This window comes from Lawsonella clevelandensis (assembly GCF_003241315.1).
Taxonomy (GTDB): Bacteria; Actinomycetota; Actinomycetes; order Mycobacteriales; family Mycobacteriaceae; genus Lawsonella; species Lawsonella clevelandensis_A.
Window position 1 is genome coordinate 86,356 of record NZ_QFOZ01000001.1, and the last position, 13,225, is coordinate 99,580.

A 13,225-nucleotide genomic window follows, 5' to 3' on the forward strand; every position below is an offset into this window, starting at 1 on the left:
TACCCCTCGAATTAGCACTCCACAATCCTGCCCTCCAAGAAGTACTGAACGATGCCTCCCGCGCGGAACGCAACCTCACCATCAATAGTATTGATGCCGCCCGACCCCTCATTCTTGCAGGTCTCGCAACAACCACACCCCTCCTTGTAGTGACGGCAACAGGTCACGAAGGCGAAGAACTCACCGCCGAACTCGCTACCTACCTAGGCGATGGCGTCGCCTACTTCCCAAGCTGGGAAACCCTTCCACACGAACGACTCTCACCCTCCATTGACACCGTAGGGCGACGGCTGGAAGTCCTCCACCGGCTACAACTTGCCGACCACCCCAACAAAAACTGCCCCATCACCCCATTGCGTGTTGTTGTGGCGGCAGCTCGCTCCCTCATCCAACCCCTGCAAGGTTCCCTCGCTCACACAGAACCCTTCATTCTGCACGTTGACCAAGAAATCGATTTCGCAGAGCTTCCCACAATTCTGACCGGCCTCTCCTACGAACGCGTCGACCTAGTCGCACGGCGCGGGGATTTCGCTGTCCGCGGCGGCATTGTCGATATCTTCCCGGCCACCGCCGAACACCCCGTGCGCATCGAATTCTGGGGCGACGAAATCTCTGACATCCGCACCTTCGCCGTTGCAGACCAGCGCACTATCCCCGACGCTGACCTCACCTGGGTTGCCATGTACCCATGCTCGGAGCTTCTTATGACAGAAGACATGGAGCATCGCGCCGCGAAACTCTCCCAGGACCTCGCTGGCTACACAGCCATCGCTGACATGCTCGACAAACTCTCCCACGGCATACCAGTAACCGGCCGCGAAGCCTTCATTCCCGCACTCGTCCCAGATGACCTCCAGCTCCTCCCCAGCTTCCTGCCCGCAGGAGCCATTACCGTCGTCTGTGACCAAGAAAAAATTCGTACCCGCACCGCCGACCTCACTCGCACCTGCGCAGAATTCCTCGATGCGTCCTGGGAAAACGCCGCTGACGGCGGAGAAGCCCCCATTGACCTTCTCAATCTCGGACAAGGCGCCTACCGCACACTGCGAGAAGTCCACGAGGACACTCTGGATAACGACGGACGCTGGTGGGTCCTCAACCCGCCCGGCATGCTCAACGTGGACGCACCGCAAGGCTCCCCCCTCCACGAACTATCCTGGACTGCCGCACCCGCACCACGCGGTGACCTCACTGCCATCAATGACCTTGTTGAGGGACTACACCATCGGCTCCACACAACAGATGGAACAGAAAAACCCGTCTTTCTCATTGGTCCCGCCTCCACCTATCGGCGTCTTCACCAGCAGCTACGTGAACGAGACATTGTTCTCCACCAACTCGCGCCGGGCTACCAGCCTGCCGTAGGGAAAGTGAATTTCCTGGCAGGTAACTGTCGTAATGGGGTGGAGCTTCCAGAACTCCTCATTCTTTCGGAACCTGATCTCACCGGTTCCCGCGTCGGCACGGTCAGCAGTAGACGTTCCCGCGTGGCGAAACGTCGTAACGCTGTTGACCCGCTGGCACTCAAAGCCGGCGACCTGGTGGTACACGATCAACATGGCATTGGTCGTTTTGTGGAAATGACGGAACGCACCATTAAAACAGGGGAGGGGACCAGCCGCCGCGAGTACCTCGTTATCGAATATGCCCCCTCAAAACGTGGACAGGGCGGCGACCGTCTCTATGTTCCCATGGAGCAACTCGACCAGCTCAGCCGCTATGTGGGTGGGGAACAACCAGCACTGAGCAAAATGGGTGGCTCGGATTGGAAAAATACGAAGCGCAAAGCCCGTAAAGCCGTCCGAGAAATCGCTGGTGAACTAGTGCAACTCTATGCAGCCCGGCAGGCTGCCCCCGGACATGCATTCGCCCCCGATACACCTTGGCAGCAAGAGATGGAAGACGCCTTCCCCTATGTGGAGACGGAAGACCAGCTGCATGCCATTGACGATGTAAAAAATGACATGGAAAAACCCACCCCCATGGACCGTGTGGTGGTGGGGGATGTTGGCTACGGAAAAACTGAAGTAGCTATGCGGGCGGCCTTCAAAGCCGTACAGGATGGTACCCAGGTTGTAGTGCTGGTACCCACCACACTTTTGGCGCAACAACATTTAGAGACCTTTAGTGAACGCATGGCCGGTTTTCCCGTGACGGTGAAGGGGTTGTCCCGCTTTACTTCTCCAGCGGAATCACAGGAAATTCTGGAGGGTTTACGAGACGGTACTGTGGACATTGTTATCGGTACGCACCGCCTTCTACAACCAGGCGTGCAGTGGAAAAATCTGGGACTTGTCATTGTTGACGAGGAGCAGCGTTTTGGGGTGGAGCACAAGGAACATATCAAAGCCCTACGTACCCACGTGGATGTTCTCACCCTCTCCGCCACCCCTATCCCGCGCACTCTAGAAATGAGTTTGGCGGGCATTCGCGAGATGTCGACGATTCTTACCCCTCCCGAGGACCGTCAACCTATTCTCACCTATGTGGGCGCCTACGATCCTAAACAGGTGGCGGCTGCTATCCGCCGTGAACTCTTGCGTGACGGGCAAGTTTTCTTCGTTCACAATAAAGTATCCGATATTGATGCTGTTGCAACACAATTAGGAGAGTTAGTTCCAGAAGCACGCATTGCCGTTGCGCACGGACAAATGTCGGAGCAATTACTGGAGCAGACAGTAGACGGATTCTGGAACCATGAATGGGATGTGTTGGTGTGCACCACCATTGTGGAAACAGGACTCGATATTTCTAACGCCAATACGCTCATTGTGGACCATGCCGACCGCCTCGGTCTCTCACAGATGCACCAGCTGCGTGGCCGTGTGGGGCGTTCACGCGAACGTGGCTACGCCTACTTCCTCTACCCGGCCGGAAAACCACTTACCACGGTGGCCTATGACCGCTTGAAAACAATTGCACATAATAATGATCTAGGCGCCGGCATGGCCGTTGCTATGAAAGATCTGGAACTACGCGGCGCCGGAAATGTATTGGGGGCGGAACAATCTGGGCATATTGCCGGGGTGGGATTCGACCTCTACGTGCGGCTCGTTGGTGAAGCCGTGGATGCTTTCCGTGCCGCCGCAGATGGCAAGGCAGTAGAACAACCCGTATCCCGTGAGGTGCGGGTAGAACTGCCAGTCGATGCCCATATTCCTGCCAGCTACATTGAGGGAGAACGACTCCGTTTAGAGGCTTACCGAAAGATTGCACAAGCTGGTGACCGTGCTCATCTGGCCGCAGTAACAGCCGAATTAGAAGACCGTTATGGGGCAATACCGGACGTTACACAGCGGCTCTTCTCGGTTGCGTTGCTTCGTCAACTAGCACAACAACACGGCATTACAGACATTGGGCTCACCGGATCAACCCTACGTATTTCGCCACTGGCGTTACTGGATTCTCAACAAGTACGGTTGCGACGTCTCTATCCGCAGGCCCGCTACCGCGCTACAGTACAGCAGGTTGCCGTGCCGCTACCTCGTGTAGGAGGGAAAAACCTGGCGGGGGAGAGGATCCGCGATGATGATCTTCTCCAGTGGGTTGCGGACCTTATTACCGGAGTGAAAGGAATTCCTCGTATTTCTCTTGAACCGCCGCGGCCAGAAGAGTCTTCTGACAATACTGACGGAAGCTCCGAGCACACCTCTTCTACAGAAAAATCTGTAGAGGACAATGCAGAAGAGTCGGTACCATCGGTAGATACCGCGTCGTCACGTTCTACATCCAGGTCTCGCCGAAGGAAGCGTTCCCATGGCTAATGTCATTACCGTCTGGCAGCTCGATGAAAGATTCCCAGGGTTACTGACAGCAGATATGGTACCTGCCGTACAAGCTGGCGAGGCATGTCTTGTTTCTGCTGAAATCGCCGAGTATTACCCCACACTTACCGCCTGGGGAGAACTCCGGCGTACAGATTCAGAGTGGACCCCCAGCGAGGCGCCGCACCTTCCCGAAAACACTCGCTATATTTTTACCAGTTTGGGGAAAGCAGACTGGGACGCCGCATATCCACAGTGCGATTCTGAGGCAGCGGAATGGGATTGGCGGAAGGCGGAATTACCGGCAGGTATGAGTATGGTAGAAGCGGCTCACGTAATGACGCATGTGCGCAGCCACGGTCCCTGGGAAAGCGAGCAGACACACCAGAGCTTAGTGCCCTATTTGTTGGAAGAAACCTATGAATTAGTGGACGCCATTCGCGATTCTGATTCTGGCACAGCAGACATTGTTTCCGAATTAGGCGACGTGTTTTTAGAAGTACTCTTCCACTCTGCAGTGGGGGAGAGTGCTACTGGAGATGCCCATTTCACCTATGACGATGTGGCGAACTCTCTGCTGGATAAGCTGAAAAGGAGAATGCCGTACGCTTTTAACGGGGGCCAGTTTCCGGCAACAGCAGCAGAACAGGACGCTCTCTGGCAAGCATCGAAAAAGCGTGAAAATCGTTCTCCGTTTGTGGGCATTGTGCGGTCACAGCCGGCTCTTTCGCTTGCTTCACAAGTTGTTAAGCGGGCGCGCCGGGCAGGGGTTAGTGAAACGGATATTCCTTTGTTACTTCGCAAAATTACCGATGTTGATAAGGATGGTCGAGGTTCTGCGGAGGAAAAAGTGAGGAAGGTTTCTCTGGAGTTTTTGCAGCGATTGCGCGGTAAGTAGATGCGGCTCATGACATTAGTTACCCTAGGAAAGAGTCTGCATGGCTAGTGCAGTCAGTACAGCCAGTGCATGATGGGTGTGCGCAAATTGATGCTTATTCTACAAATTAGTGTGAAAGTTTTTACGTGAAAGTTGTGCGTCGGCTCTTCGTAGTCTTGCTTGTTCTTGTTTTCGCAGCAGGGTTGGGTGTAGCTGCTTGGGTGTACCAGGACTGGGACAGTACGAAGTACTTGGACACAAAAGTACCGGGGGAGAGTGCGCCTGCTCCGTATGTTGCGATTAATGAAGCTGGACAAACATCTGACCAGTTAGAAGAGTGGTCGCATGAATGGGCTCCTCGACTTGGGTTTTCTGCACGTGCTTTGCGAGCCTACGGCAATGCTGAACAAACGTTGAAACAGACTATGCCAGAATGTCATCTGCAGTGGACAACGTTGGCAGGGTTGGCCTTTATTGAAAGCCAGCATGGTACGTATGGCGGCGCACAGGTGCGTGCTGATGGCACAACGTCGCACAAAATTCGGGGGGTGCAGTTGGATGGGAAGCATGATACGCAACGCATTCGCGACACAGATAAAGGTGTCTTAGATGGGAATAGCCAGTATGACGTGGCGATGGGTCCCTTCCAGTTCATTCCGGAAACATGGCGTCATTTTGGGGTAGATGCTAACGGTGACGGCGTGGCTAACCCCGACAATATTGATGATGCTGCTGTTACCGCGGGGCGTTATTTATGTCATAACGATCGTGATCTGGCTGTTCCCGAGCAGTGGCAGCAGGCAATTCTTAGTTACAACTGCTCTATGAAGTATGTTCGTGCAGTGTATAGGGCCGCTTCTGCTTATGGGCAAGGGCGGGGTTTACGATGGAATTATCTGATGCGCAAGCTCTAGTGAACAGCCCGTTTGAGATATTGAATGAGATAGATCACAGAATGTTGTAGTTTTTCTCTCATTACTTGTTTTCCGGGTAGCGTAATAATTGTTCATTCGTGAGAGAATGGATACTGATACCCGCACGTGTAGAAGAATTTTCGTAGAAAAATTTTCACAGAAGTCCAGCGGGTTGATCAAGACATAACAAAAGGAGGGCCTCCGTAATGGCGGCTATTGTTGAAGTAATTGCTCGCGAGATTCTCGACTCCCGTGGTAACCCCACTGTTGAAGCTGAAGTTGTTCTTGAAGACGGTGCTTTCGGTCGCGCCGGTGTTCCTTCCGGTGCCTCCACTGGTGAGCACGAAGCTGTAGAGCTCCGTGACGGTGGTGACCGTTACAACGGCGCTGGTGTCCAGAAGGCCTGCGACGCTGTGAACTCTGAGCTGGCTCCGGCCGTCCTCTCCCTGGATGCTGCTGACCAGCGTGCTATCGACGCTGCCATGATTGAGGTTGATGGCACTCCTAACAAGGGTCGCGTTGGCGCCAACGCCATCCTCGGTGTGTCCCTGGCCGCTGCCAAGGCTGCTGCCCAGTCCGCCGATCTGGAACTTTTCCAGTACATTGGTGGCCCCACCGCTAACCTCCTCCCCGTCCCAATGATGAACATCCTCAACGGTGGCGCACACGCCGACACCGGTGTTGACGTTCAGGAATTCATGATTGCCCCGATCGGTGCCTCCACCTTCAAAGAATCCCTCCAGTGGGGTGCTGAGGTGTACCACTCCTTGAAGTCCACCATTAAGGCTAAGGGCCTTTCCACCGGCCTCGGCGACGAGGGCGGCTTCGCCCCTGACTGCGCTTCCACCAAGGACGCTCTTGACCTCATCGTTGCCGCCATCGAGAAGGCTGGCTTCAAAGCTGGTAAGGACATTGCCCTTGCTATGGACGTTGCTTCCTCCGAATTCTGCGAGGATGACGGCTACCACTTCGAGCGTGGCGTCCACACCGCTGCCGAGATGACCAAGGTTTACGAAGACCTCATCGCTAACTACCCGATCGTCTCCATCGAGGATCCGCTGGATGAGAACGACTGGGATAACTGGGCAGAGCTCACCGCTGAACTCGGCGACAAGGTCCAGTTCGTCGGCGACGACCTCTTCGTCACCAATCCAGCTCGCCTCGCCCAGGGCATTGAGAAGAACGTTGCTAACGCACTCCTCGTGAAGGTCAACCAGATTGGTTCCCTCACCGAGACCATCGACGCTGTACAGATGGCTCACTGCGCCAAGTACGCTTGCATGATGTCCCACCGTTCCGGTGAGACCGAGGACACCACCATTGCTGATCTCGCTGTTGCTCTGTCCTGTGGACAGATCAAGACTGGTGCTCCTGCTCGTTCCGAGCGCGTTGCCAAGTACAACCAGCTCCTCCGTATCGAAGAGCGCCTCGGTGCCTCCGCCAAGTACGCTGGCGCTGCCGCCTTCCCCCGTTTCAACGCCTAATTATCGTGTAACGGACTGTTCTGCCACTAGCTAATGCAGAACAGAAGGAACGCATAATCTTACGCGGGCATCACCTATTCCTGGGTGGTGCCCGCGTACTATGTAGATAGGACAATGTTCATACGAAGGAGTACCGGCTATTGACCCCGGCTACTGGCTCTATCGACAGTACCGGCTAATGGCCAACTGAATAGCTAGCCTACGGACTGGTGAAGGGAGGACCGATGGCGCACACATCCTATAAAGAGTCCTATAAAGAGTCAGAGTCTGCCACCCGCCATTGGCGTACCCGATCGTCCACTGAACCAGATAACCGCCACAGCAGTTTCCTGCAACGGTGGCAGGAGTCGCGGATGGGACCAGCCCGCATTCTTCTTGTTGGCATTGTGATAGTAGTGCTGGCAGTTTCTCTGGTTACTCCGGTACGAACATATTTCCAGCAGCGTACGGAAAAAGCGTCGTTGCAGGCAGAGAATGCACAACTGGAAAAAGAAATAAAACGTAAAGAAGATCAACTAGCTGTACAGAATGACCCGAAAACTATTGAAGAGCAGGCACGTCAACGGCTTCTTTTAGTACCGCGTGGAGAGACTGGTTTCCGCGTTATTCTTCCTGGAAAGAAAGAGAAAGATAACGCACAACAACGTGTTGAGGATGTTTCTCCCCTTAGCCTCAATGGTACGGGTCCGTGGTATCACGATCTGTGGCGAAGCATCTCTGTACCCGAGCCTGTTGACAAAAACTCGCAGTAGAACATTCAGTAAAACAATTAGTAGAACTTTTATAGTAAGGCGTATTAGTGAGCACTCATTCCCAACTGCCAAGCGAAGCAGATTTGCACCGTGTAGCTGAACAATTGGGTCGCACTCCGCGAGGCGTTGTTGCTATTTCTTATCGCACGCCCGATGGGGAACCCGCTGTAGTGATGACTGTACCTCGTCTCCCAGACGGTACCCCGTTTCCCACTCTCTACTATTTGACGGAACCACGTCTAGTGGCACAGGCTTCCCGCATGGAAGCGTCCCATCTTATGAAGGACATGACTGAGCGCCTCCATACTGATCCTCAGCTGCAGGCTAATTATCAGGCGGCGCACCAGCACTACTTGGATAAGCGAAATAGTATGGAGGATTTGGGGACAAATTTTTCCGGTGGGGGTATGCCGGATCGTGTGAAATGCATACATGTGCTTATGGCCTATGCTCTCTCTGAGGGGCCGGGGGTAGTCCTTCTTGGCGATGAAGCGGTAGCGCGAGCTGCCGATGAGGGTGGACTGCGTGGTACAGCTATTCCCAAAGATTGGCCCACTCTTGCAGATTTGGGGATTACAGATGCGCTTACAGATATGGGTGTGAATTAGGTTAGGCATTTCACCTGGTAGGAAGGACTTCTTATGACTTCTGTTGCGGCCGTTGATTGTGGCACGAACGCTATTCGCCTACTGCTTGTTGAGCAGGACAAGGATGGGTGTGTTCATGAGGTCGCTCGGCGCATGGAAATTGTGCGGTTGGGGGAGGGCGTCGATAAAAATGGTGTTTTCGATGCAGACGCTATTGAACGGACTCGTCAAGCACTTTCCAAGTACGTCGATATTATGCTTACGCACAATGTTGAATGCGTTCGCATGGTGGCAACCTCTGCCAGCCGTGATGCTGATAATAGGGACGATTTCTTCGCTATGACACAGCGGGAACTCAGCCGTGTTATTCCTGGTAGCCAGGCAGAAGTTATCTCTGGGGAAGAAGAAGCACAGCTTTCCTTCGGAGGTGCCGTTGCAGATCTCCATAGCAGTAGTGGTCCTTTCCTCGTTGTCGATTTAGGAGGCGGTTCAACAGAGCTCGCACTAGGAGGGAGTGAGACTGAGCAGGGTACCTCTTCCCAGAATATTTCTTCTGGTCTTCCGCATGTCGATGACGCGATCTCACTCAACATTGGATGTGTGAGACTGACGGAACGTTATCTGCATTCACAGCCACCCACGGAGGAAGAAATTACGGCGGCACGTCAATGCGTGCGGGAACAACTAGACATAGCTTTTAACCGTCTTGCGGTTGATACTGTGCACACGTGGGTTGGTTTAGCAGGTACTTTTACGACTATTGCGGCTCTGGCTTTACACTTAGATAAGTATGATGCAGCAAGGATTCATCATTCTTGTCTTTCTCTTGCACAATTGCAGCGCATTACCGATGACCTCATTCGGATGACGCCGGAACAACGCATGGATTTTGGCCCCATGCATCCAGGCCGTGCGGATGTTATCGGTGGAGGTGCTATTGTAGTGCAGGAGCTTGCATCACAACTGAATTCAGTATGTGGTGTTACTGAGGTTGTCGTTAGCGAACGCGACATTCTCGATGGTTTGGTGTACGGTCTACTTCATCGTCGTGCGTAAAACCGTACATACAACTGAGTATTGCCCCCATAGCCCAATCGGCAGAGGCACCCGGCTTAAAACCGGCACAGTGTGGGTTCGAATCCCACTGGGGGCACTTTTACCCGCGGTGACGTGGCTTCTCTTCCCTTGATACGTCATTGGATACGTCATTTTTAATACACCAGGGAGTACAGAAGCACGTGTAACAGTGCCGTTTTCTCTTTAGTAGTCCTTCGTAGAGAACTATAGAAGTGACCATTTACTTCACTGTTGTGTAGTGGGGAGGAACTATATAAGACGATTAAGCGTTATATAGGATAGATAAATCGGGCTCATTGCAGCGCGCAATTGCCGGAAAGGATCCACACGATGGCCCTACGCAGTAATAACCCTGTGTTGGAAGCAGTAAAGCGGGGAGAACAGAATACTGCAGCAAATAATCAGCAGGCGTATTATCCTCCGCAGTATGGACAGGCACCGTTTCAACAACAGTATTCGGTTCCCGGCCAGATGCCGACAACATACGAGCGTGCCATCACCATTGATGATGTTGTCACCAAAACCGGAATTACACTAGGCGTTCTTGTCGTTACCTCCATCATCAGTTTTGTCATATCCTTACAGAGCCAAATGGCGAGTGCAGCGCTCACCTTTATCGGCATCGTCGCCTCTTTTATTTTGGTGCTTATCTCTACCCTCGGTAGAAAAATGCAGTCCGCACCCGTCACCATCCTGTATGCTATTTTTGAAGGCATGTGGTTAGGCGCCTTCTCACAGATAGTCGCCGGGTATAAAGTGGGCGGTCAGCCCGCTATGGGTATTATTTTCGGAGCCATAGCCGGAACAATTGGCGTCTTTATTGGGATGCTAGTGGTGTACCGTATTGGGGCTGTCCGAGTTACCCCTAAGTTCACCCGTATTCTCACGGGAACTATGTTCGGTATCCTCGCTGTGATTATTGTTAATCAGCTTATTAGCCTTATTCTGAAAACCCCCGATTACTTTGGTCTTTACCATGGCCCTGTCGCCATAATCTTCTCGCTTATTTGTATTGCTCTGGCAGCGTCTTCTTTCCTCAGTGATTTTGATTCAGCTGATCAAGCAGTGCGCTCCGGTATGCCAGCCAGCTACGCCTGGGGTATTGCACTAGGACTTACCGTCACTCTTGTCTGGCTCTACACCGAGATTCTGCGTTTTCTCTCTTACTTCCGAGACTAATCTCATTCCGGCTCGGTAGTTTATTACTCTCGTACCCTTCAGCGCTCTGTCTAGGGGTGCTCTGTCTAGCAGCGCTCTGTCTAGAGGGCAAGCCTTTCGCCTTTTATAGACGGGACTTGTAATGTGCCCAGCGTTCTAGTGCATTGCGGACTTCCCGAGCGTAGAGTTTCCCGCCTGCTTCACCGGGGTGTATGCCATCCTCCTGCACAATTGTTGGATTAGCTGCTACAGCCTCATACCAGCGCGCCAGATAAGTATTCTTGTGAGCCCGAACAGCAGCATAGATTTGCTGTCGAGATTCTTCCATCCACGGGCGATCACCATAAGGACTTACCAAAATAACAATGTGGTCAGGGCCAATTTCATCAATAATCTGGTCAATCTCTCCGGGGGTTGCAAGACCATTAGTACCTAGTCCCAGTACAACGAAATGACCCAAAGTATTGTTTCGTTTCATCTGGGCAATATAGCCTGGAGCCCACGGCCATGCGCGGGAAATATCGGCGTTAACGTAGATGCCGGGGAAAGCGTGCTGGAGCCCATGGAGACTGGCCAGCATAACGGAATCTCCCAGTGCCGTAATCTCGTCCCCGCGGGGGAAAGAACGATGCTGTAAATGCTGACGTTGCTGTACTGGCCGCGGCTTCGACTGCGTACCTTGGACACGCATAGCTTCCAGATTCTGCTGAATCCGCGTCTTATGCGGTGCGGTAGCACCAGACGTTACCGCCATAACAAGAACGGCAAGAATGATGGCTGTATCAGTGAGCCGTCGAGAGAATAACGCTTTGGCATCCCGAGGATGTGCCAGCGGAGAGAAAAGAGTACGGAATGTTTCTCCTACTCCCTTACGGCGGAACGGAGTCTCAATGTACCGGTACCAGAGTGCAGACAGTGGCACAGTAATGGCTAGTGCAATAAACCCAGCGATGAGGGAATGCTTTTGCCCATGCATTCGGAAAGGTTCCGAGATCATGACAATAAGCGGCCAGTGCCAAAGGTAAAGGCTGAAAGAGCGTTCACCTAGCCAGCGCAGAACACGGCTTTTAAAGATCCAGTTCGCGGGGCCAATTTCTTGCACAATAGCGTAGAGGACAACACCACTAAGAAGGGATGCTAGAACAATTCCGCCGCGGTATGTCCAAATTCCGGTATCGGGGAGAACGACAAAAAGTACACAAAGGCCTAGTAGAGCAATAACAGAATTAAAACTTATGAGGCGGGGGAATCTGGCAAAGGTTTGATACTTCGGCCATGAATCGGCAAGTTGTGAAGCATTTTGGGACGACATCCAGAAAGCCATAAAGGCGCCCAAAAGCAGGCCGAATGCGTGAGTATCCGTACCGTAGTAGACGCGTGTGGGATCAAGACCAGGATGGACTAATACTCCCATAAGAACAGCAGAAACAATCCCCAGGAAGCCCGTTACTACCAAACAGTGTTTACGTCGCAGGCCTAGCGCACACAGTGCGACAAAAAGAAGCGGCCAAATGACATAGAACTGTTCTTCTACCGCCAACGACCAGTAGTGGGAGAATACCTGCGGAGCACTATCCGCGAAGTAACTGTGAGACTGCGCAATTTGTACCCAGTTATTAGAGAACGTGAGGATACTCAGCATTTGCCAGCCTAGCCCGACACGTGAATCACCTTTGGTGAACAGTGTAAGGGCAGCTACCACAGCCATGACGGTAAATGCGGCAGGGAGAATGCGGCGGACACGTCTCACCCAAAAATATTTCAGTGAGACTCGGCCAGTGCTGGCTTGCTCACGGATAAGTAGTGACGTGATCAGGAAACCAGAAAGGACGAAGAAAACATCTACGCCGAGGAAACCACCATGGAATACTGGTTTGAAAAAATGGTACAAGACCACAGCTATTACTGCGAGACCGCGGAGTCCATCAATTCCAGGGACGCGGCGCAGCCGGGCTGACTGTGGTCGTTTTGTCATGCTGTCAATAGTAACGCGAAAGCGAGGAAAGCCGACATACGGCCTCCTCGCTTTCGCGTATCATCGAGTATTCTTCAGACTCTTTCAGTCATTCTGTGGTGTACAGAATTCTCAGTTAATCCTCGTGGTAAGGCTCAGCTGAGACTAAAGTGACCTCGCAGGTTTTTCCATTGGGCAGATCGTATGTACGAGTGTCGCCGGCCTTGGCACCCAAGAGGGCTTTACCAAGAGGAGAGTCTGGGGAATAGGTTTCCAGATTCGGATCTCGGCCGCCTTCTTCGCGCGTAGCGAGCAGGAAAGTCTCATCGTCATCCTCATCGCCGTCGTAGTACACCGTGACAACCATACCGAGACTAGCAACGCCAGACTCAGTGGGGGCTTCGCCAATAGTGACATTAGCGAGGAGTTCTTGGAGCTGACGAATACGCGCCTCTTCCTGACCTTGTTGTTCGCGTGCGGCATGGTAGCCACCGTTTTCCTTGAGGTCGCCTTCCTCGCGCCGTTCATTGATTTCGGCAGCAAGAATGGGGCGGTTTTCGATTAGACCCTTGAGCTCACTTTGCAAGCGATCGTAGGCTTTTTGCGTAAGCCAGGTCTCTTGGGGTTCCGTCATAGTCGGTCCTCCATCTCCAATAAA

At 53.0% G+C, this 13,225-nt stretch carries 10 protein-coding genes and 1 tRNA gene; 9 read left to right on the forward strand and 2 right to left on the reverse strand.

Features of this window, described 5'->3' with window-relative positions; all coding sequences use genetic code 11:
• Positions 1-44 precede the first annotated feature (44 nt).
• The 9 genes from mfd to DI579_RS00445 all read left to right on the forward strand — a co-directional run bounded on the left by mfd (position 45) and on the right by DI579_RS00445 (position 10,634).
• Complete coding sequence (gene mfd, locus DI579_RS00405; RefSeq protein WP_290595675.1) at positions 45-3,764, forward strand: transcription-repair coupling factor; 3,720 nt, start codon at positions 45-47, stop codon at positions 3,762-3,764.
• On the forward strand, positions 3,757-4,662 hold the full coding sequence (locus tag DI579_RS00410; protein WP_290595547.1) for a MazG nucleotide pyrophosphohydrolase domain-containing protein: 906 nt from the start codon (positions 3,757-3,759) through the stop codon (positions 4,660-4,662). The genes mfd and DI579_RS00410 overlap by 8 nt, the downstream gene beginning before the upstream one ends.
• A gap of 125 nt (positions 4,663-4,787) precedes the next feature.
• Positions 4,788-5,555: a lytic transglycosylase domain-containing protein gene (locus DI579_RS00415; RefSeq protein WP_303678528.1), complete on the forward strand. Its 768-nt coding sequence runs from the start codon at positions 4,788-4,790 to the stop codon at positions 5,553-5,555.
• A 206-nt stretch (positions 5,556-5,761) separates the two neighbouring features.
• Positions 5,762-7,039: a phosphopyruvate hydratase gene (eno, locus tag DI579_RS00420; RefSeq protein WP_290595545.1), complete on the forward strand. Its 1,278-nt coding sequence runs from the start codon at positions 5,762-5,764 to the stop codon at positions 7,037-7,039.
• A 224-nt stretch (positions 7,040-7,263) separates the two neighbouring features.
• Positions 7,264-7,791, forward strand: coding sequence for a septum formation initiator family protein (locus DI579_RS00425; RefSeq protein ID WP_303678529.1), 528 nt, complete (start codon positions 7,264-7,266; stop codon positions 7,789-7,791).
• Between the two features lie 47 nt (positions 7,792-7,838).
• On the forward strand, positions 7,839-8,399 hold the full coding sequence (locus DI579_RS00430) for a DUF501 domain-containing protein (RefSeq protein ID WP_290595543.1): 561 nt from the start codon (positions 7,839-7,841) through the stop codon (positions 8,397-8,399).
• A 33-nt stretch (positions 8,400-8,432) separates the two neighbouring features.
• Positions 8,433-9,434, forward strand: coding sequence for a Ppx/GppA phosphatase family protein (locus tag DI579_RS00435; protein ID WP_290595542.1), 1,002 nt, complete (start codon positions 8,433-8,435; stop codon positions 9,432-9,434).
• 23 nt (positions 9,435-9,457) lie between these two features.
• Positions 9,458-9,531: transfer RNA gene (locus tag DI579_RS00440), tRNA-Leu, on the forward strand.
• 254 nt (positions 9,532-9,785) lie between these two features.
• Positions 9,786-10,634, forward strand: coding sequence for a Bax inhibitor-1/YccA family protein (locus tag DI579_RS00445; protein ID WP_290595541.1), 849 nt, complete (start codon positions 9,786-9,788; stop codon positions 10,632-10,634).
• Between the two features lie 103 nt (positions 10,635-10,737).
• On the opposite strand, the gene DI579_RS00450 is transcribed toward DI579_RS00445, so the two are convergent.
• Together DI579_RS00450 and greA are read right to left on the reverse strand one after the other, a co-directional pair.
• Positions 10,738-12,588, reverse strand: coding sequence for an acyltransferase family protein (locus tag DI579_RS00450; RefSeq protein ID WP_290595540.1), 1,851 nt, complete (start codon positions 12,586-12,588; stop codon positions 10,738-10,740).
• A 115-nt stretch (positions 12,589-12,703) separates the two neighbouring features.
• Entirely contained in the window at positions 12,704-13,201 is a 498-nt protein-coding gene (greA, locus tag DI579_RS00455) for a transcription elongation factor GreA (RefSeq protein WP_290595539.1), read from the reverse strand.
• Positions 13,202-13,225 lie beyond the last annotated feature (24 nt).

What these genes read in the sequence shown, in the direction of transcription:
- DI579_RS00435 (WP_290595542.1), top strand. Translation starts at nt 8,433, where the DNA reads ATGACTTCTGTTGCGGCCGTTGATTGTGGCACGAACGCTATTCGCCTA.
- greA (WP_290595539.1), bottom strand. Translation starts at nt 13,201, where the DNA reads ATGACGGAACCCCAAGAGACCTGGCTTACGCAAAAAGCCTACGATCGC.
- DI579_RS00410 (WP_290595547.1), top strand. Translation starts at nt 3,757, where the DNA reads ATGGCTAATGTCATTACCGTCTGGCAGCTCGATGAAAGATTCCCAGGG.
- DI579_RS00445 (WP_290595541.1), top strand. Translation starts at nt 9,786, where the DNA reads ATGGCCCTACGCAGTAATAACCCTGTGTTGGAAGCAGTAAAGCGGGGA.
- eno (WP_290595545.1), top strand. Translation starts at nt 5,762, where the DNA reads ATGGCGGCTATTGTTGAAGTAATTGCTCGCGAGATTCTCGACTCCCGT.
- DI579_RS00425 (WP_303678529.1), top strand. Translation starts at nt 7,264, where the DNA reads ATGGCGCACACATCCTATAAAGAGTCCTATAAAGAGTCAGAGTCTGCC.
- DI579_RS00450 (WP_290595540.1), bottom strand. Translation starts at nt 12,588, where the DNA reads ATGACAAAACGACCACAGTCAGCCCGGCTGCGCCGCGTCCCTGGAATT.